At 56.4% G+C, this 20,287-nt stretch carries 18 protein-coding genes; 4 read left to right on the top strand and 14 right to left on the bottom strand.

Annotation, left to right across the window (positions count from 1 at the left end):
- Positions 1 to 9: 9 nt before the first annotated feature.
- The 3 genes from OQV00_RS23050 to OQV00_RS23040 all read right to left on the bottom strand — a co-directional run bounded on the left by OQV00_RS23050 (position 10) and on the right by OQV00_RS23040 (position 2,475).
- Entirely contained in the window at positions 10 to 1,161 is a 1,152-nt protein-coding gene (locus OQV00_RS23050) for a double-cubane-cluster-containing anaerobic reductase (RefSeq protein WP_004857532.1), read from the bottom strand.
- A gap of 96 nt (positions 1,162 to 1,257) precedes the next feature.
- Positions 1,258 to 1,497, bottom strand: coding sequence for a DUF2164 domain-containing protein (locus OQV00_RS23045; RefSeq protein ID WP_004857534.1), 240 nt, complete (start codon positions 1,495 to 1,497; stop codon positions 1,258 to 1,260).
- Positions 1,498 to 1,548: 51 nt separating this feature from the next.
- A complete protein-coding gene (locus OQV00_RS23040; RefSeq protein ID WP_004857536.1) occupies positions 1,549 to 2,475 on the bottom strand; it encodes a LysR family transcriptional regulator in 927 nt (308 codons plus the stop codon).
- 224 nt (positions 2,476 to 2,699) lie between these two features.
- Here OQV00_RS23040 and OQV00_RS23035 point away from each other — a divergent pair, with 224 nt between their 5' ends.
- Positions 2,700 to 3,932, top strand: a complete 1,233-nt coding sequence (locus OQV00_RS23035; RefSeq protein WP_004857539.1) for a dicarboxylate/amino acid:cation symporter — start codon at positions 2,700 to 2,702, stop codon at positions 3,930 to 3,932.
- Positions 3,933 to 3,969: 37 nt separating this feature from the next.
- Positions 3,970 to 5,160 carry a cystathionine beta-lyase gene (gene metC, locus OQV00_RS23030; RefSeq protein WP_015585218.1) on the top strand — a complete coding sequence of 397 codons (1,191 nt, stop codon included), beginning with the start codon at positions 3,970 to 3,972 and terminating at the stop codon, positions 5,158 to 5,160.
- A gap of 44 nt (positions 5,161 to 5,204) precedes the next feature.
- Here the strand turns inward: metC and OQV00_RS23025 are convergent, their stop codons facing one another.
- From OQV00_RS23025 to OQV00_RS23015, 3 genes are read right to left on the bottom strand one after another with little or no spacing between them, the layout of a single operon-like run.
- Positions 5,205 to 6,488: a DUF445 domain-containing protein gene (locus OQV00_RS23025; protein WP_004857542.1), complete on the bottom strand. Its 1,284-nt coding sequence runs from the start codon at positions 6,486 to 6,488 to the stop codon at positions 5,205 to 5,207.
- Positions 6,481 to 7,143, bottom strand: coding sequence for a LysE family translocator (locus OQV00_RS23020; protein WP_266279468.1), 663 nt, complete (start codon positions 7,141 to 7,143; stop codon positions 6,481 to 6,483). The genes OQV00_RS23025 and OQV00_RS23020 overlap by 8 nt, the downstream gene beginning before the upstream one ends.
- Positions 7,144 to 7,189: 46 nt before the next feature.
- On the bottom strand, positions 7,190 to 8,005 hold the full coding sequence (locus tag OQV00_RS23015) for an AraC family transcriptional regulator (protein WP_015585215.1): 816 nt from the start codon (positions 8,003 to 8,005) through the stop codon (positions 7,190 to 7,192).
- A 215-nt stretch (positions 8,006 to 8,220) separates the two neighbouring features.
- Between OQV00_RS23015 and OQV00_RS23010 the strand changes: the two genes are divergently transcribed.
- Together OQV00_RS23010 and OQV00_RS23005 are read left to right on the top strand one after the other, a co-directional pair.
- Positions 8,221 to 9,150, top strand: a complete 930-nt coding sequence (locus tag OQV00_RS23010; RefSeq protein ID WP_048024643.1) for an Rpn family recombination-promoting nuclease/putative transposase — start codon at positions 8,221 to 8,223, stop codon at positions 9,148 to 9,150.
- Between the two features lie 212 nt (positions 9,151 to 9,362).
- Complete coding sequence (locus OQV00_RS23005) at positions 9,363 to 10,733, top strand: NAD-dependent succinate-semialdehyde dehydrogenase (protein ID WP_004857549.1); 1,371 nt, start codon at positions 9,363 to 9,365, stop codon at positions 10,731 to 10,733.
- Between the two features lie 61 nt (positions 10,734 to 10,794).
- On the opposite strand, the gene OQV00_RS23000 is transcribed toward OQV00_RS23005, so the two are convergent.
- The 8 genes from OQV00_RS23000 to hpaX form a co-directional block, all read right to left on the bottom strand.
- Complete coding sequence (locus OQV00_RS23000) at positions 10,795 to 11,340, bottom strand: YfaZ family outer membrane protein (protein WP_004857551.1); 546 nt, start codon at positions 11,338 to 11,340, stop codon at positions 10,795 to 10,797.
- A gap of 478 nt (positions 11,341 to 11,818) precedes the next feature.
- Complete coding sequence (yjiA, locus tag OQV00_RS22995) at positions 11,819 to 12,775, bottom strand: GTPase (protein ID WP_266279466.1); 957 nt, start codon at positions 12,773 to 12,775, stop codon at positions 11,819 to 11,821.
- An 11-nt stretch (positions 12,776 to 12,786) separates the two neighbouring features.
- Positions 12,787 to 12,990 carry a YbdD/YjiX family protein gene (locus OQV00_RS22990; protein ID WP_004857555.1) on the bottom strand — a complete coding sequence of 68 codons (204 nt, stop codon included), beginning with the start codon at positions 12,988 to 12,990 and terminating at the stop codon, positions 12,787 to 12,789.
- 98 nt (positions 12,991 to 13,088) lie between these two features.
- Positions 13,089 to 15,239, bottom strand: a complete 2,151-nt coding sequence (gene btsT, locus OQV00_RS22985; protein WP_004857557.1) for a pyruvate/proton symporter BtsT — start codon at positions 15,237 to 15,239, stop codon at positions 13,089 to 13,091.
- A gap of 334 nt (positions 15,240 to 15,573) precedes the next feature.
- A complete protein-coding gene (locus tag OQV00_RS22980) occupies positions 15,574 to 16,086 on the bottom strand; it encodes a 4-hydroxyphenylacetate 3-monooxygenase reductase subunit (protein ID WP_004857559.1) in 513 nt (170 codons plus the stop codon).
- A gap of 19 nt (positions 16,087 to 16,105) precedes the next feature.
- Entirely contained in the window at positions 16,106 to 17,668 is a 1,563-nt protein-coding gene (gene hpaB / locus OQV00_RS22975; RefSeq protein ID WP_004857561.1) for a 4-hydroxyphenylacetate 3-monooxygenase, oxygenase component, read from the bottom strand.
- 348 nt (positions 17,669 to 18,016) lie between these two features.
- The gene (hpaA, locus tag OQV00_RS22970) at positions 18,017 to 18,907 is read right to left on the bottom strand and encodes a 4-hydroxyphenylacetate catabolism regulatory protein HpaA (RefSeq protein ID WP_004857563.1); all 891 of its coding nucleotides are present in this window, start codon (positions 18,905 to 18,907) and stop codon (positions 18,017 to 18,019) included.
- A 9-nt stretch (positions 18,908 to 18,916) separates the two neighbouring features.
- Positions 18,917 to 20,275, bottom strand: a complete 1,359-nt coding sequence (gene hpaX, locus OQV00_RS22965) for a 4-hydroxyphenylacetate permease (RefSeq protein ID WP_004857564.1) — start codon at positions 20,273 to 20,275, stop codon at positions 18,917 to 18,919.
- Positions 20,276 to 20,287 lie beyond the last annotated feature (12 nt).

Genomic DNA, 20,287 nt, shown 5'->3' with positions numbered 1-20,287 from the left:
GCGCGCTCCTTACAGCATTTCGATAAATGCGGCGACGCGGGTACTGAGCTGGCCGAGATCTGCCGTCGAATAGTCGGTTTCAATCGCGATATAGGGGATGTCGTGCCGCTGACGTACGTGACGCTTAATCGCCAGCGATTCAACGGCGTAGGTATGGCAGGCCTGCAGGATGACGTCGACCACGCCATCGGCCTGATACTCCTCGACCATCTGGCTCAGCAGCTGCAGGCGCCGATCGTTGGGCGAAATGCAGGAGCAGCCAATAGCGAGATATTTATCGGTTAAGGCATCGTAGACGTCGCCATCTTCCGCCACACAGTGCTCGGTAGCTTTCGCGCCGGTGCAGTTCTCATAACCCACCACCCAGCCGCCGTTGTCTTCGATGGCGCGGACCACTTTTTCCGCCGCTCCGCCGATCGGGCAGCCGGTGATCAGAATACGCGGGCGGGCCTCCAGTCGTTGACCTTCCCGCCATTGTTGATGGATACGTTCTGCCATCGCGTTGAGTTCATCAATCAGCGCGGTTTTGTCGAAACGGAAGGTCGCGCCGTAAACCACTTTCAGTATCTCGCCGCCGCTGAGCGCCGGTGGATTTAACTGCCCGAGGCGATAGAAATTGGCCAGCGCCCGGCGTTCGCGATTTTTCAACACGATGGCTTCACGCAGCGCCGTTTCGCTGATTGGTGTTGCGAAACGCGTTTCAATCACCTGCTGCAGACGCTTGATCTCCGCTTTCCACAACGCCCGGGAGGCGGCGTCGCTGGCGCTGTTCGGTAGCTGCATCACGTGCACCGGCTTGAACTCGGCCATGTATTCGTACATCTTTTTTTTGCCATCGCAGGTGGTTTCGCCAACCACCAGGTCAGAGAAATAAAAGTAGGGGCATTTATCGGTTTTGCCGAAGCCATAGCTGCTTTTAATCAGCGGGCAGAGGTTGCGCGGCAGGTCTTTCTCCGCCTCTTCAATGGTCTCATCGGAAGTGGAACACAGCGAGACGACGACAGCGCCCGCCGCCATGGCTATCTCCTGTGGCATAAAGGTACAGTAGGTGCCGACTAGCGGCACATTCTGTTCTTTAAGGTCCATGACGGTGAGAAAACCCTTCTGACGAGCGTCCGAGAATTGGTCGAAGATGGCGGGTAGATCGGTGATGAGCGACATGATTATCCTTCCCCGTACACGGGAGATGATGAAAGAGTCGCCATTATAACCATGTTGTTTGTATGTATTTGTTGATCTTCCACCCATCCCGCGGCGTTAGTAGACCTTCTTCAAATCCATCTCTTCCTGAATGCGCTCGCTGTAAGCCACGTGGGTGCGGATCGCCTCCTCAATCCCGGCGTTATAGAACATAGGGCCGAGCTCTTTCGCGATAAAATCGACAAAGAACTCGGCGTCAAACTGCTCCAGTTCAAGGTCAAAATTCTGTTCGCAGTATGCGCATAGCTTTTCGCGCAGCAGATCGCGCTCGCCGGTCGTCAGGGTAATATCAGCCATTTTTGCTCCTTAAATGGACTCTGAATAAATCAAATGGCAGAGGAGATAAGGCTAGCTGGGGATCCAGCTATCCCACGTGGGCACCGGGCCGAGTTCTGCCACCAGGAAATCGATAAACGATCGTACTTTAGGATTGCTGTATTTGCTGGGGAAATAGAGCGCATACAGTGCGTGGGTTTCGCAGGCGATCGTCCCATCGAGGATCAGCGGCGTGATCTCCTCTTTCTGAATATGATCGCCGATCAGGTAGGTCGGCAGGTAGGCAACGCCCTGATCTTCCAGCACCGATTTTAACAGCACCAGGCTGCTGTTGGCCTGGATAGGCATGTGCAGCTTGAGCTGATGCGGGCGATCGTGTTCGTCGGTCACCTTCAGCACCGGCGTTAAACCGGGATAAACCAGGCAATCATGATTCACCAGATCGCTGCGCCGTACCGGCATCCCTTTTTTAGCCAGATAGCCGGGGGATGCACAATAGGCCCAGCGAATCGAAACCAGTTTGCGCATGGCGTAGTTTTGCGGCGGTGCGGTGGAGATACGCAGAGCGATATCGAAGTCGGTTTCATTGAGGTTGACGAAATTATCGTTCAAATCGATATACAGATTCACATCCGGGTATTGCTGGCGATATTTATCCACCAGGTTGACTAACCGGGAGTAGCCAAAGGCAATGGAGCAGGTAATTCGTAATTCACCCTGCGGGTTGTGATAATAGCCGGACGTGGTATTTAACGTATCATCAAACTCTTTTAGTAACTTATTGGCGCGATTAAAGAGATATTGCCCGGCATCGGTCAGCGTAATACTGCGGGTGGTACGCTTAATTAATGTTGTGCCCAGCGTATCTTCCATTGCCGAGAGGCTTTTACTGACCGCGGAGGGCGAGACGTTAAGCTGTACGGCGGCTTCAGATAATCCCCCGCAGTCGACAATTTTGATAAAAAACTCCAGATGCTTGAGTGAAATTGGCGTGCTCATTTTTTCCTTTAATTCACAAGTGATTTGCAAAAACGGTACGAATGAGCCGTTACATTCGTATCTGAAACATGCAACTATTGAATCACAGGAAACAACTTGCTGGCAAAATGAAAAAATAACAACTTAAGTGAGTTGCATCACAAAATAAAAGGAGGCGTCGCATAAAGTCATTAAATTGTGAATTTAATCTCATTTAATATAATTTTAATTAAAAGGTACCGGTTATGTGGTCACGACTCGAACCCTACAAATCCTCTATTATTTTATTAATTGCCCTGGTGATCGGCGGCCTGACAGGTATTTACGCCCCGGGACTGGCGGGTAAATTACAGCCGATAGGTCAGATATTCCTTAACCTGCTATTCATGATTATTGTCCCGCTGGTGGGAATCAGCGTGATGTCATCGATCGCCAGTATGACCGACCTGAAAAGGCTGGGACGCATTATGGCGATTATCTTTATTGTCTCGATTGCGATGGCCTTTATTCCCGCGGCCGGCATCGTCGCGCTCGCCTTATGGTACAACCCGGCGCAGGGAGTCACCATCGATCTGTCGCAGTCGGTGCAGGCGGGCAGCGGGAAGATGGATTTTGTCAGTATGATCACCACCAGCGATTTTCTCGGGCTGTTCTCGAAGTCCAATATTCTGGCGCTGATCGTGATGGCGATTATTGCCGGTGTGGCCATCGGGCAATCGGAACAGGCGGGTAAACGCATTGCCTCGCTGCTGGAAGATGCCAATACCGTCATCATGAAGATCGTCTCGATCATTATGAAAGTCGCGCCGATAGGTCTGGGCTGCTATTTTGCCGCGACGATGGCCAGCCAGGACTCGGGGCTGCTGCTGACCTTTGCCCGGGCGATCGGCCTGTTTATGGTTGCCACGCTGGCCTATTTTATTTTCGGTTCGATTCTCTATTCCTGGATCGGCGGCGGCATGCCGGCGGTGAAAGCATTCTGGCGTAATGCGGTTGAACCATCGGCGACCGCGCTCGGGACCTGCTCCTCATTAGGGACGCTGCCCGTCACCCTGCGCGCCGGTAAAGCGATGGGCATTAACCCGGAAATCGTCGATGTCTCTATTCCGCTGCTGGTTAACCTGAATAAGGGCGGCGTGGCCATGATCGCCGCACTGAAGATTGTTTTTATCTATTCGGTGCTGGGGATGGAATTCACCACCGAGACCTTCTTCCTGACCATGCTGATCGCCGTGCTCTCCGCCATTATCGTCGGCGGCGTACCGGGCGGCGCATTCCTCGGTGAAATTTTTATCGTCACCACGCTGGGGCTGCCGATGGAGGCGATCCCGATGCTGGTGGTATTGGGCACCATCACCGATGCTCCGGCGACCCTGATCAACGTGATTCATGATTTGAACGCCGCGCAGATTGTGGAACGCTTCGCCGGAAAAAAGCCGGCACAGGCTGAACTGAAATCCACGGCTGCCGCCGTATAAGCTTTCGCACGGATATAAGGATGTTACAGGAGACGTTATGAAGAACTCACTCAAGCTCGACACGCAGTTAATTATCGCCGGACGCGACAAACGCTACACTCAGGGGGCGGTAAACCCGGTTATCCAGCGCGCCTCTTCGCTGGTCTTTGAGACGGTAAAAGATAAAAAGTTTGCTACCGCCAATCGCGCCAACGGCGAGCTGTTCTATGGCCGCCGCGGGACCTACACCCATTTCGCATTTCAGAAAGCGATGAGTGAACTGGAAGGCGGCGCGGGCTGCGCGCTCTATCCGTGCGGGGCAGCGGCGGTGACCAATGCGATTCTGGCGTTCGTGCAAAGCGGCGACCATATCCTGATGACCGGCGCGGCCTATGAGCCAACCCAGGACTTCTGCAATAAGATCCTCAGCAAATTCAACGTTGAAACCACCTATTACGATCCGCTGATCGGCGCCGGGATTGCCGAATTGATCCGCCCGGAGACGAAAGTGGTCTTTCTCGAGTCCCCCAGCTCAATCACCATGGAAGTCCAGGATGTGCCGGGAATGGTCAACGCGATCCGCGCGGTAAATCCGCAGATCGTTATCATGATCGATAACACCTGGGCGGCGGGAGTGCTGTTTAAGGCGCTGGACTACGGGGTGGATATTTCGATTCAGGCTGGCACCAAGTACACCATTGGCCATTCCGACGCCATGCTGGGCACGGCGGTCTCCAACGCCCGCTGCTGGGATCGTCTGCGCGAAAACTCCTATCTGATGGGCCAGACGCTGGATGCGGATACCGCCTATAACGGCAGCCGCGGGCTGCGCACGCTGGCGGTGCGCCTCAGACAGCATCAAGAGAGCAGTATCCACATTGCTCGCTGGCTGTCGGCGAGGCCGGAAGTGGCGCGGGTGAATCATCCGGCTTTAGCAGAGTGTCCGGGCCACGAATATTTTCAGCGGGATTTTACCGGCAGCTCGGGTCTGTTCTCCTTCGTATTGAAGAAGCGCCTGACGGATGAGCAAATGTCGACGTTCCTCGATAACTTCTCATTGTTCCATATGGCCTACTCGTGGGGCGGGTTCGAGTCGTTGATTCTGGCAAACCAGCCGGAAGAGCTGAACAGTATTCGTCCGGCCGGCGAGGTGGATTTCAGCGGGACGTTGGTCAGGGTACATATCGGGCTGGAGGATGTCGGCGATTTGATTGCCGATCTGGAGGCCGGGTTTACCCGCATCGGCTAAACACAGGGCCCCGCCAGCGCGCGGGGCCGCTGTTTTGCGCTCGCTTAATGCAGAAACAGGGTCGGGATCTGCGAGAACAGCCACAGTATCAGGCCGATAGAGCCGCCGACCAGGGTGCCGTTGATACGGATAAACTGCAGGTCTTTGCCGATATTGAGTTCAATTTGCCGCGACATATCCCGCGCATCCCAGCTTTTGACCGTATCGCTGATATGACGAGTCAGGAAGGCGGCAAACTCTGGCGCCACCCGATGGGCCGCCTGCTCCAGGTGTTCGTTTAGCGACTCGCGCAGCGCGTCATCGTGGAGCAGCGTTTCGCCAAACCACTGCCCGGCATCGGCAATCCGCTGTTGAATCCGCGAGTCGTCGCGGGTGACATCGTTCTTGATCCACGCCCGCAGGTCGGCCCATACCTCGCTGAGATAGCGGTTAAAGGCCTCATCATTTTTCAGGTACGCCTTGATGCCCTCCGCTTTTTCCGCCAGCAGCGGATCGGTTTTCAGGTTATCGATCAGTTTTAAGGTGGCGCGATCGAACGCCTGGCGGATCTGATGGCTGCGATCCTGGGTGACTTCGTCGAGCAGCGTATTCACCGCGTCGGTCACCATGTCGGCGCTGTGCTCGCCCAGCCATTCGGTGGGCAGAATTTTGGCCTTCAGCGGATGCTCGGTCTCCAGCCAGTGGACAATACCGCGGGCAATAAACGCGCGCGAACTGTCGCGCTGCAGCAACGCAATGAGCTGGGTAATGAGCGAGTCCAGCAGCTTCTGATGGCGATTGTTGCGGGTTAATCCCTCCAGCATCATGGCGCTGGTCTGCGTCAGATCGACCTTATCAATCGCCTTATGTACCGCCCGGCGCAGCAGACGCTGGATACGGGCGTCGTCGGTCAGTTCCAGAAAACCGCTCATGACCTGCAGCAGATGATGGCCCACTCGGCGGGCGTTTTCCGGCTGGCTGAACCAGTTGCCGAGCATCAGGGCAGGTTCATAGCGACGGATGAGCGCCACCAGCGAGGGCGTATCGAGAAATTTTTCCTGCACGAAATAACCAAGATTATCGGCGATCCTGTCCTTATTGCGGGGAATAATCGCCGTATGTCGGGAGATAAACGGCAGCGGGATACGGCGAAACAGAGCCACCACCGCGAACCAGTCGGCCAGCGCCCCGACCATCGCCGCTTCGGAGATGGCTTTGAGTGCGCTGACCCACGGCGTCGGCGGTAGCAGCAGGGTGGTGATAAAAATGGCGACCGCAATCAGCAGTAGCGACAGCGCCAGCAGTTTGGCGCGTTTCAGTTCAGCGATTTTTTCCATAGGCTTAAGCATATAGCCTGACGGCGGACTCGTGCAAAAACTGCCACACAATCCAGCAGCCAAAAGCCATCAGTACGCCGCCGGCCGCCCGCTCAACGCGCCAGACGACGGTGGAAAGGCGACGCTGCACCGCCGGCAGGGCAATCATCGTCACCAGTAAGAGATCCCACAGCAGCACGATACTGATCATCCAGACTCCGCTGACGGCCTGCTGCATCAACGTGACGTCCGGACCCAGCAACGAGGTCATCAGCGCCAGATAAAACAGGGCGTTTTTAGGATTGAGTAGCGAAGAACCCAGCCCGAGAAGAAGCTGTTTTACCCGCGACGGGCGTGAAGCCGAGGCGCTGCGGACATCCAGCGTCGTCGGGCGGCTTCTCAGCAGCAGGCTGCCAATCCACAGCAGATATGCGGCGCCCAGCAGCTCGACGACGGTGAACAGCAGCGGCGCCTGACGCAGTACGCCCCAGCCGATAATCGCCAGCATAATGTACAGCCCGTTCCCGGCGGCAATACCGACGCACAGGCCGACGCTGCCGCGCAGGCGATAGCGAATGGCGTAGCCCATCAGTAAAAAGAAATCTGGCCCCGGGCTAAGCAGAGCAACGAAGTGGGAGAGCGCCAGCGCCGGAAACGCGGGCGGGAAAAACGACGTAAGCATGTCCATAGCGACCTCACAAAGAACCTGAGATCAGCCTATGGCAAGCGGGGCGCTAATTATTGTCTGATATTGATCGGCCAAGTGCGTACTGGCGCGGCGTAGCGGCGGTGTAGCTGACAAAGGTTTTGTGGAAATGACTCTGGTCGGCAAACCCGGCCTGGTAGCCGACGTCGGCGATCTCATCTCCGGCGCGCAGGCGCGTTTTGGCAAATTCGATGCGTGCCATATTCATAAAGCTGGCGGGCGTCAGGCCAGTGTCCTGCTTAAAGGTGCGAATCAACGTCTCTTTGCGCAGGGCGAACTCGTGGGCCAGCGCATCAAGAGAGGGCGGTTCTTGTAAATCGGCCGCCAGGCGACTGAAGATCCGTGAACTGGTCGCGCGCAGCGGTAGTGGCGGGGCGGCGGATAGCGGGAGCGCCCGCAGCAGTTGCGCGACCTGTTCGGGGAGCGCTGCCGTTTTCTGCCGCTCCATCAGCGCCACAATCTGCTGATATCGTTTGAAAAGCTCAGGATCGCGGATCACGGGCTGCGGCGCGTGTACCTGCGCCTGACTCGGGAAAAGCGGCAGCTGTTGCCGGCACCACGTCATATCGAGGTACAGCATATGGTAGCTGCGCGGCCGGCCATCGCGCGGGTTACAGCTGTGCGGCGCTTGAGCGGGGATAATGATCAGATCGCCGGGACGCAGCAGATATTCCCGCCCGTTGCACAGACAGCACGTTTCCCCTTCGATAATCGCCCCCACAGAGAGCTGCGAATGGCGGTGCCGTTTATAGGCCTGGCGGCTTTGCCGGGTGCTGCGTAGTTCCAGCCAGGGCAGCTGCTCGTCGCGCCAGAAGGTTTGTAGGATATCGCGCGTATGGTTCACGAAAGACTCCTTAGCGAAGGGGATAGGGGTTTATAGCACGCCCGCTGACGCCTGTCTGCGGGGCGTTCTGCGAGCGGGCAGGAAAAAAATTGTCGTTGTTACCGCCGGATAAAAATATCTTCCGTCCCGGCGCGCAAAGAGATAAGCGGCGGCGTGTGCGCTGGGCTAGCGGCGGGTAGAGTCGTTTTAGTGTCCCTCCGCGCAGGCTATTGACCATGCAAAAAGGCTCAACGTCGACGCCGCATGATGCGGTTTTCAAAAAGTTTCTCCGGCATACGGATACCGCGCGAGATTTTTTGGATATCCATCTGCCGTCCTCGCTACGCCAGCTTTGCGAGCTGGAGACGCTACGGCTTGAATCCGCAAGTTTTATTGAGGAGGACCTGCGTGCTTGCTACTCCGATGTGCTTTGGTCGCTAAAAACCACCGCCGGCGAGGGCTATATTTACGTCGTTATTGAGCACCAAAGCTCGCCGGATGCCCATATGGCCTTCAGGCTGATGCGCTATGCCATTGCGGCGATGCAGCGTCATCTGGATGCCGGACATAAACGCCTGCCTCTGGTGATACCCATGCTGTTCTATCACGGTATCGCCACGCCTTACCCTTATTCGTTGTGCTGGCTGGATGGCTTTACCCACCCGGCTCATGCCCGCGGATTATATGCGACCGCTTTTCCGCTGGTGGATATTACGGTGATCCCGGATGACGAGATCGTCCAGCACCGACGCGTAGCGTTGCTGGAGTTCATGCAAAAGCATATCCGCCAGCGCGATTTGACGGGGCTGGTTGAGCAGCTAATTGTCATTTTGGTTAAGGAATATACTAATGACGGCCAGCTAAAAACGTTGTTTAATTACCTGGTATATTCCGGCGATGCCCCCCGTTTTGGCAGGTTTATTCGTGAGCTTGCCCGGCGGGCGCCGCAGCATCATAAGGAGGGGCTGATGACTATTGCGGAAAGACTTCAGGAAGTTGGGCGTAGAAAAGGTAAGCTTGAAGGGCGCCGCGAAGGCCAGATTGCGGGCCAGAGAATCGAAGGGCTGCGTATTGCCCGGATGATGCTGGCGAATGGCATCGCTCTGGAGACGGTGCTGCGTATCACCGGCCTGTCAGAAGAGGAGATTACCGCCGCTAAGCGTTAATTGTGTCGCCACATGGCCTGATCAGACGCCCTGGCCGCTATTACTGACTTCCTCGTTAAGCCTGTTCCGCGCCGGATATCGTCTGACGATCTCCGGCCAGAATCCTCCGTAAATACCTAACTTTACCTTCATGCCCAGCCATCTCTACTAACCTTAATACCCTGAGTAGTTTTTATGACTACGTAAATAGCGATAACAAGGAGACATACGATATGGCTTATCAGACGGTGAATCCTGCAAATAATCAGCTGATTAAACAGTATGCTGCGCACAGCGATGCGGACGTCGAAGCGGCGCTGCAGAAGGCGGATGCGCTCTACCATTCCGCGTGGTCGAAGGGGGATATCGACCGGCGTTTACCCGTTCTGCACAGGCTGGCGGATCTGATCGACAGCCGGGTTGAAGAACTGGCGAAAATCGCCAGTCAGGAGATGGGGAAACTGATTGCGCAAAGCCGCGGCGAGGTGAAGCTCTGTGCGCAAATCGCCCGCTACTATGCCGATAATGCGAAATCGTTTCTGGCTCCGGTGAAATATCCTTCCGCCATCGGCGAGGCCTGGGTTGAACACCATCCCATCGGCGTGCTGATGGCCGTGGAACCCTGGAACTTTCCTTACTACCAGCTGATGCGGGTACTGGCGCCAAATCTGGCGGCGGGGAACCCGGTTATCGCCAAACATGCCAGCATCGTTCCGCATTGTGCGGAGACCTTCGCCCATCTGGTGCGTGAGGCGGGAGCGCCGGACGGCGCGTGGACCAACCTCTTTATCTCCCAGGAGCAGGTGGCGAAAATTATTGCCGACGATCGCGTCCAGGGGGCGGCGCTGACCGGTTCGGAAAAGGCCGGCAGCGTGGTGGCGTCCCAGGCGGCAAAATACATCAAAAAGGCAACCCTCGAACTGGGCGGCAACGATGTGTTTGTGGTACTGGACGATGCCAGTCTGGAGAAGGCGGTGAAGACTGGCGTACAGGCACGGCTCAACAATGCCGGTCAGGTGTGCACTGCAGCGAAACGTTTTATCCTGCACGAAAAAATTGCCGACCAGTTCTTGAGCCAATTTACTGAAGCCTTCCGCCAGGTGAAAATCGGCGATCCGCTGGACGAGAGTACGACGCTGGGTCCGCTCTCCTCGAAAGATGCGCTGGAAACGCTGACCAGACAGGTGGATGAGGCGGTGAAAAACGGCGCCAGAGTGCATCTGGGCGGCAAACCGGCGCCGCGGGAAGGCAGCTTTTTCGAGCCAACCATACTGACCGGCATTACTCGCGATAACCCGGCGTACTTTGAAGAGTTTTTCGGCCCGGTGGCGCAAATCTACGTAGTGAAGGACGACGACGAGGCGGTGAAGCTGGCGAACGATTCGCACTATGGTCTGGGGGGCGCCGTGTTCAGCCAGGATATCGAACGGGCGAAACGGATGGCGTCGCGGATCGAAACCGGGATGGTCTATATCAACTGGTTAACCGATACCGCGCCGGAGCTGCCGTTCGGCGGCGTGAAGCGCTCTGGCTTTGGCCGCGAGCTGTCCGATCTGGGGATTAAAGAGTTTGTGAACCAGAAGCTGGTGGTGATTCGCCGGTAAGATTAGGATGCTAAAAGAAAAAACCTGCCGGATGGCAGGTTTTTTTACGCTTATCGGCGGGTCAGAAGGTGACACCACCGCCAATATAGGCGCCGTCAATCAGGGTGTGGTTTGGACGGCCGTCTTTCCCGTCGACGCTCACGTGACGGTAACCCACTTTCAGCGTTACCGGGGTAATCGGAGTCCAGCTCACGCCGCCGTTGGCTTCAACGTAGTTTTTCACGCTGTTATTCAGGCCTTCCGGCGCGGCATAACCTTCGCCAAATACGTGGATGCTGTCGGTCAGCGCAACGTTAACGCCGCCACCGATTGGGAACGCCACGCCGTTATCGCCTTTTTTCGGCCCAAGGTAGATGGCTTTCGCGCCGGCATTCAGCATCACCGGGCCAACTTCCAGGTTATAACCTGCGCCAACGCCGCCGGTCTGAGTACCATCGTCGGTATTTTTGAGCCAGTGACTTTCGGCATAAAGACCGGAGGAGGATTTACCCAGTTCCATATTAAGGTTGGTAAAGTTTTTCCCCTGCTCGACGGTAAAGCCCATCGCCATTGCGGAGCCGGAAACTGCGGTCAGCGCAGAAAGGATAAGGATATTGAGCTTTTTCATGGTTTATGCCTCGTCATCAAATTAATCTGCAGACACCCTAACAGGTGATATTTACGGCTGCAAATGTGATGTTAATCGATGTTTTATACCGTAAATGTTATCGAAAAACTTTTTTGATGTTGTGAATGCGTTACCTTGTCGCCGCGTCAACGATTAACGTTTTGCCGTTTAGGGTCAGTTTAATTTTTTGCCTAAACAGCAATTGAACAGAGGGGAGATATTGATTGGGGCTGAACTAATTTGCTTTCTAATAATTTCCAGAAATATTTCTATAGTTATAAGTAAATACTTAAATTTACATTTTTGTGATTAAAACTGACTCTAATATCTTAAGTGAAAGCCTGAATTGCATCATGAAGCCATCGTCTGGAAGTACACCGAAGGGAACATTATTTATCGTGATACCCGAAAGGAATTTTGTACCGCCTGATGCCCTCGCGTTGCCCCTCTCCCCCAGGAAGAGGGAACGCCCGAACCGTTATTTGCGCAAGCCGGCAAACGCCGCGCGAATCTCCTCTTCCGGCAAATTAATGCCGATAAACACCAGCGTGCTGTGAGGCGCTTCATCGCCCCACGGGCGATCCCAGTCGGCGCTGTATAAGCGCTGGACGCCCTGGAACAGCAGGCGATTTGGCTCGCCGTCAATCCACAGCATCCCTTTGTAGCGCATCAGCTGTTCGGCGAAAGAGAGCAGCAGGTTTTCCATCACCCGCGACACTTCGCTGATATCGACCGGGTAATCCAGCTCGACCACGATAGACGCGACGTCGTTTTGCTTATCGGCGATAAAGTGGAAGCGCGGCACGCTGCTCACGACATTCTCTTCCAGCATAAAGCCGCTGGTATTAAACAGCTGGCTCAGGTCGATATCACCGTGGACTACGGTATAAACCGGCGCCCGGGCGTTGATCCGCGCCAGCCGTTCGCGCAGCTTGTCGCTGTCGCCCGCCACGTCCGTTTTTGTCAGCAGGATACGATCGGCGTAGCCCACCTGCGACTGGGCGATGGTGAACTGGTTCATCTGTTGGTCGGAATGGACCGCATCCACCAGCGCAATCACCCCGTCGAGCAGATAGCGTTCGCAGAGAATCTCATGAGAGAAGAAGGTCTGAATAATCGGGCCAGGGTCGGCCATGCCGGTGCACTCAATCACCAGCCGGTCAAAATCAATGTCGCCGCGATCGCGGCTGTCGAGCAGGTCGAGCAGCGCGTCTTCCAGCTCGTTGGAACGGGTGCAGCAGATGCAGCCGTTGGTCAGGGTTTTGATCTGCGTGGCGCGGTCGCCAATCAGCTGATCGTCAACGGCGACTTCGCCAAATTCATTTTCGATAACGGCGATTTTAAAGCCGTGCTGTTCGTTAAGAATATGGCGCAGCAGGGTGGTTTTACCCGCGCCAAGAAACCCGGTCAACAGGGTGACTGCAATCGGTGCCATGTTTGCCTCCATTAACAGCAGCGTACGCCGCCTTTGCCGTCGCCGCCGTAGCGGGCCTGCTGGCGTTCGCGGAAGAATTCGTTATAGGTCATGTAAGGCTTATCCGGATGGTTGGCTTTCATATGCTCGACGTAATTGTCGTAGTCCGGAATGCCAATCAGCATTTTGGCTGCCTGACCCAGGTATTTTTTTGCTTCGCCTAAGTTACCAAACATCGTGAGTTCCAGATAGAAAAAGCCCGGTGGCGCTACGCTGACCGGGCCTACAGGACCTTTGCAGACCGGATAAACGTAGCGCTATCCGGTATTAAGGCTTAGTGATGGGAAGAGGTTTTCACGCCGCCTTCCGGTACTGGCACGTACGGGGTCTCTTTGTCGGTGCGGACTTTGTTGTTACGCACGTTGAGCCACGTTTTGATGCCGTAGAAGATGATGCTGTAAACCACCACCAGGAACAGAATACTCAGACCGGCGTTAGTGTAGTTGTTCACCACGATATGGTTCATGTTAGCAATCTGCTGCGCGGTCAGTTCGCCGCCGGAAGCAATCTTCTCTTTATACTGCTGAGCCATGAAGAAGAAGCCTTCCATCTGCGGGTTGGTGCTGAACAGTTTCAGACCCAGCGCCCAGGTGGTGCACAGCAGCAGCCATGCGGCCGGGATCACCGTAACCCAGATGTATTTAGTACGCTGCATTTTGACCAGTACCACGGTACCAAGCACCAGCGCCACGGCGGCCAGCATCTGGTTAGAGATACCGAACAGCGGCCACAGGCTCTTCACGCCGCCCAGCGGATCGACCACGCCCTGATACAGCAGGTAGCCCCACAGTCCGACGCAGCCCGCGGTGCCGATAATGCCGGCCACCAGCGAGTCGGTTTTCTTGAGGAACGGCACGAAGTTGCCCAGCAGATCCTGCAGCATAAAGCGGCCTGCACGGGTACCGGCATCCAGCGCGGTAAGGATAAACAGCGCTTCAAACAGAATACCGAAGTGGTACCAGAAGCCCATATCCGCCATCGGCATGATTTTGTGGAACACGTGAGCGATACCAACGGCCAGAGTCGGCGCGCCGCCCGCGCGGTTCAGTACCGACGGCTCGCCGATATCTTTCGCCGTTTGCAGGATCTGCTCAGGTGAAATCACAAAGCCCCAGGAGCTGACGGTCGCCGCGGCGTGGACGGTCACATCTTTCAGCTGTGCGGCAATCAACGCGGCGTTTTCACCGCCCATTTCGTGCAGGTTCGGCATGGTGATGCCCAGGCCTGCCGGCGGGGTGTTCATCGCGAAGTAGAGGCCCGGCTCGATGATCGACGCCGCAACCAGCGCCATCACCGCCACGAAGGACTCCATCAGCATCGCGCCGTAGCCGATAAAGCGGGCGTCGGTTTCATTGGCCAGCAGCTTCGGCGTGGTGCCGGAGGCGATCAGCGCGTGGAAGCCAGATACCGCGCCACAGGCGATAGTGATAAACAGGAACGGGAACAGCGCACCTTTCCACAGCGGACCGGTACCATCGATGTACTGGGTGACCGCCGGCATTTTCAGATCCGGGTTGAGGATCACGATGCCCAGCGCCAGGCCAACGATAACGCCGATTTTCAGGAAGGTCGCGAGGTAATCACGCGGCGCCAGAATCAGCCACACCGGCAGCAGCGCGGAGATAAACGCGTAGCCGATCAGGGTAAAGGTGATGGTGGTGTCTTTAAAGGTCAGCGCCGGACCCCAGTACGGGTCGTGGGCAATGATGCCGCCGAAGTAAATGGAAGCCACCAGCAGGACGATACCAATCACCGACACTTCACCCACGCGACCCGGGCGCAGGAAGCGCATATAGATCCCCATAAACAGGGCGATCGGGACGGTCGAACAGACGGTGAAGACGCCCCACGGGCTTTCTGCCAGCGCTTTTACCACGATCAGCGCCAGCACCGCGAGGATGATGATCATAATCAGGAAGCAGCCGAATAGCGCAATGGAACCCGGAACCGGCCCCATCTCTTGCTTGATCATCTCACCCAGCGAGGCACCGTTACGACGCGAGGAGATAAACAGCACCATAAAGTCCTGTACCGCCCCGGCCAGTACCACCCCCGCCAGCAGCCACAGGGTACCCGGCAGGTAGCCCATCTGCGCGGCGAGAACCGGACCCACCAGCGGACCGGCACCGGCGATAGCGGCAAAGTGGTGGCCGAACAGCACGTAGCGGTTGGTCGGGACGTAGTTCAGACCATCGTTGTTAATCACCGCCGGCGTAGAACGCGTAGGATCGAGCTTCATCACCTTTTGCGCGATATACAGGCTGTAATAACGGTAGGCGACGAGGTAGACGGAAACTGACGCCACCACGATCCACAGCGCACTGACGTGCTCACCGCGGCGCAGAGCGACGACTGAGAGGCAAAATGCCCCGATGATTCCAAGAATCACCCAGGGTATGTGCTTGAATAACTTTTTAGTATCCATAGTAAAACCTGGCGTTAATAAGATGAATAATGGGCCGAAGCCGTCTGGGTTTAAGTTAGGGTTTGAGGAGGTATTGGTTAGCTATGCTGGGGACGATCTTGCCAGAACTCCGCGCGCGTAAAGTTGGGTAAATCTGTGAGTGGTTATATGTGGGGTTAAGCGGTTGCCAGGCGGGATAAGCGGTTGGGCAGGAAATGAGCAGCGGGTAAACATGTGATTGAGATCACAAGATTTTTTCCACCTCTTTTTCCTCCCCGCAGGGGAGAGGAAAAAGAGAGGAGAACAGAGAACAGGGCACAGAAAAGAGAATGTCAGAAGCGAAGGTGGCAGAACGTTATACCGCGACCTCGATTTCCATCATCACCGGATGGAAACGGCGCTTAAAGTAAATCAGCCCATGGCCTTCCTGGCTCAGGGTGATGTTCTTGATCTCGACCAGATAGACCAGGTGGCTACCGATGGTCTGCACCTGGCTTATCTCCCCTTCAAGGCTGGCCAGCGACCCTTTCAGAACCGGCTGTCCCAGGGCCCCTTTTTGCCAGCAGGAGAGGCTAAAGCGGTCTTCCATGGCCATCCCGGTCATGCCGGCGAAATGGCGGGCCATCACTTCCTGCTCATGGTTCAGCACGTTAACGCACAGTTTGCCGTTGCCCTGGAATACCGGGTTCATCGCGCTGTTGGCATTGATGCACACCATGACCGACGGCGGCGTATCGGTGACCGAGCACACGGCGGTGGCGGTGATGCCGCAGCGGCCGGCGTCACCCTCGGTAGTAATGACGTTGACCGCAGCCGACAGGCTGGACATGGCATCGCGAAAACGCAGTCGTTGTTCATCTAATTGCATTGTGACCTCCCGCTGCGAATTACTTCAGCAGCTTATCCAACATATTGATATCAGAGTTGTTGTGCAGGTGTGGCACCGTCCAGCCGTTCTGGTCGTACTCGGACAGGCAGCGGTCGACCATCGCCATCATTTTGTCCATGTTGCCGGAGCTTTGCGCCTGACGCAGACACTGCAGGCGGATTTCGTCCTGGCTTCCGGAATAGTTGATTTCATACAGCTCGTGGCGGCCGCCGAATTCGCTGCCGATCGCGTCCCACATCAGCTTGAGGATCTTGATACGTTCAACGTGGTCCATGCCGTTGGAGCCGCGAACGTATTTCGCCAGATACTGGTCGATCTGCGGGTTGTTCAAATCGCGTGCGCTGGATGGCAGGTAGATCAGGCCGCTGGTCACGTTACGTTCGATAATATTTTTGATCTTGGCATAGGCCATCGGCGCCATCACGCGGTAGGTCTGCAGCGCGGCGTGATCCGGCAGCCAGGCGCCATTCACCCACGGCGTCGCTTCGGAACACATGGAGTCGCTCAGCGCCCAGAACATATTGCGCCAGGCGACCACTTCGCCGAGATCGGCCTGTACACCGCGGAACTCCATGGTGCCGGTACATTCCAGCGAGCGTTTGAGCAGGGCGGTGATAAAGTCGAGTTTGACCGCCAGGCGTACGCAGGCCTGCAGCGGATACATACGCGCAAAGCCGCCTTCCATCGTCCAGCGACGACAGCGATCGAAATCGCGATAGATCAATACGTTTTCCCACGGAATCAGTACCTTATCCATCACCAGGATCGCATCGTTTTCATCAAAGCGGCTGGAGAGCGGATAGTCGTACGGCGATCCGGTGACCCCGGCAACCATCTCATAGGAGGCGCGGGAGATCAGTTTGACGCCTTCGGCATCCATTGGCGCGACGAACATCAGGGCGAAGTCCGGGTTTTCCCCCATCACCTGCGCAGAACCAAAACCGATCATGTTGTAGTGGGTCAGCGCCGAGTTGGTGGCGACAACTTTCGCGCCGCTGACGATGATCCCGGCATCGGTCTCTTTTTCCAGCTTGATGTAGACGTCTTTCACTTCGTCGGCCGGTTTATGACGGTCAATCGGCGGGTTGACGATGGCGTGGTTAAAGTACAGGCCGGTTTCCTGAATGCGGGTGTACCAGTTGCGGGCGTTCTGTTCGAACTGGCCGTAGAAAGCCGGGTTCGCACCCAGCGCGCAGCCGAAGGCGGCTTTGTAATCCGGGGTACGGCCCATCCAGCCGTAGCTCAGGCGCGACCACTCGGCAATCGCATCGCGCTGCTGGCGCAGATCGTCGGCGCTTTTCGCCACGCGGAAGAATTTGTGGGTATAGCCGCCGCTGCCGGTATCGGTGTTCCAGCACAGGGAGTCCTGCATTTCCGGTTTATGCAGCGCATCGTACAGCTGGGCGACGGAGGCGGCGGCGTTGCGGAAGGCCGGATGCGTGGTGACGTCTTTGACGCGTTCGCCGTAGATGTAAATCTCGCGGCCATCCTGCAGGCTCTTCAGGTACTCTTCACCGGTTAACGGGCGTTTCGCGTCTGTGCGGAAATCTTCAGGTTTCATAGGGGCCTCTTCAGTATTTATCGGAATATCCCGTCCTGCTTCGGGCTGCCTGTCTGGTGGCTGCCTGCGAATGATTTCGGGTATTAATGTTAAATTTATGTTTTGTTTTTGTTGTTCAATTGAAGCGGTTATTGCGTCATTCGTGAAGGGACGTTTGCGACAACGGCAGGTACTTTTCAGGGGGAGTGTGGTTCTGTGATCGAGGTGGTGTTTTCGCTGCAGAGGCCAGCCTTTTTCCCGGCGTAGCTACGCTGGCCGGGTGATGTCCCTGGCGGTATTTCGGCCGCTGGCGCTGCGCTTATCCGACCTGCGGGCCGTCGCCTCGCTAAGCGTAGCGCCAGCGGGGAATTAAGACACCGGTACTTTTTGCGCACGGTAGCTGCTGGGCGAACAGCCGACCTGGCGATTAAAAAAACGAGCGAAATAGGCGGGGTCTTTAAACCCCAATTGCCAGGCTATCTCGTTGACCGCGCTATCGGAAAACAGCAGCAGCCGTTTGGCCTCACGTAGCTGGCGGTCGAAGATCAACCGCTTCGGCGGTCGGTTGGCAAAGCGGCGGCAGATGTCGGTCAGCCGTGATTCGGTAACGTGCAGCTCGTTGGCATAGTCCGGTACCGCCCAGTGCTGGTGGTAGTGACTGTCGATCATCTGGTTAAAGCGCTGAAACAGCTTCAGCTCGCCGCGCATACCGCTGGCGGCATGATCGTCGAGCCTGGCGTTACGCAGCAGCAGAGTGAACACCGCCTGCGCCAGCAGCGCCAGGGTATGTTCGCGCCCCGGCAGCTGCGCGGTCGATTCGCGTTTAATCAGCTGCCAGTAGTGCGCCAGCGCCGTCAGTTCATCGGGTTTATCCGCCAGCGACAGACACATACCCGGCAGCCCGAACGCTTCCCGCGTTCCGGGATAGAGGACTTCCAGCAGCGGCCAGATCAGATCTTCGTGCACGGTCAACACGTGCCCGTCGCTGTCGGACTCGGTGATAAAAGCGTGCGGCACCGACGGCGGCGTCAGGACAAACAGCGGCGCCTGCACCGAATAGCGGTGATCGTCGAGCTGCAGTTCAATCTGCCCGGTATCGAGAAAGTGCATCTGAAAGTACTGGTCGTGTCGATGCGCCTGCATGTCGCGGCCAAAAAAGGCCGCCATGCGGGCAAACGACTGATAGTGCACATCCTCGGTCCCCAGACTCTCATCGTAATCTTTGTTGATATCGATATTAGCGATTGAGGGCTGACACATGGGCACTCCTTAATGACTTTTCTGGGCGGCGAGTCCTGCCTCAGCGGCGGCGTCTTCCCGCGCACTCATCGGAATTCGGGTCAGCACCAGCGCGCCGACGACCAGCAGTCCGGCGACAAACCACAGTCCGGAGCTAAAGCTGCCGGTAGCATCACGCAAAATACCGATCAGCAGCGGGCTGACGGCGGATCCGATATTGCCGATAGCGTTGATGACCGCCAGCGCCACCGCCCGCGATTGCAGGCTGATCACCCGATCCGGGGTGGTCCAGAAAATCGCCATGGCGGTAAAAGAGCCCACGGAGGCCATAATGATGCCGATCAGCTGGATCAGCGCGTGGTGGGTGGCGGAGGCCAGCAGCCATCCGGCAGCGGCGAACAGATAGGGCAGGATGGTATGCATCTTGCGCTCTTTTCGCCGATCGGATCGCCGGCTCCACCAGATCATCCCGAAAATCGTACAGAACTGCGGAATCGCCGCCAGCATCCCGATCACAATGTTGCTACTGCCGGTGTTGAAGCTTTGCAGGATCTGCGGAGTCCAGATATTGATGGCGCTCAGGGTATTGGTCAGACAGAAGTAGGCGAGCGTGTACATCAGCACCGCCGGCGTCAGCACTTCCCGCAGGGTAGAGCGTCCGGAGGCTGGAATCACGGTGGCGCTTTCGCGCTCGCGTGCAATCATCGTTTTCAGCGCCTGCTTCTCCTCCTTATCCAGCCAGCTGGCCTGATCCGGGGTATCGTTGAGGAAGAACCAGGTCACCACGCCGAGCACCACCGACGGCAGCCCTTCCAGCAGGAACAGCCACTGCCAGCCCTTCAGGTTCCACAGGCCATCAAGCGCCAGAATATAGCCGGAGAGGATAGAGCCAAGCATCATAGTCACCGGCATCGCTATCATAAACAGGGCGTTGGCGCGGGCGCGGTGATAGGCCGGGAACCACCAGGTCAGGTAGACCAGGATCCCTGGCAGGAAGCCGGCTTCAGCGATACCAACCAGCATGCGCAGGATATACAGCGTATGCGGGTTGGTGGCAAACATCGTACAGGTTGACGCGATCCCCCACACCACCATGATCCCGGCGATCCAGCGGCGGGCTCCGACCTTCGCCAGCATGATATTGCTGGGGATCCCGCACATCACGTAGGTGACGTAAAACAGCGTCGCCGCCAGGCCAAACATGGTGGAGGTCAGACCGAGATCTTTGCCCATCGTCAGCCCGGCGAAGCCGATATTAATGCGGTCCAGAAATGAGAAAACAAAAAGCACGAACAGGAAGGTGATAAGGCGGCGGAACAGCTTTTTGATCACCCGATTTTCTACTTCAACGACTTTATTTTCATTGTGTTGCAGGGTAGAGGTTGTCATGATGCACTCCAC

It is taken from the genome of Klebsiella sp. DY2415 (assembly GCF_026314315.1).
GTDB lineage: Bacteria > Pseudomonadota > Gammaproteobacteria > Enterobacterales > Enterobacteriaceae > Klebsiella > Klebsiella ornithinolytica.
This window is presented reverse-complemented; position numbering and strand designations above follow the sequence as displayed.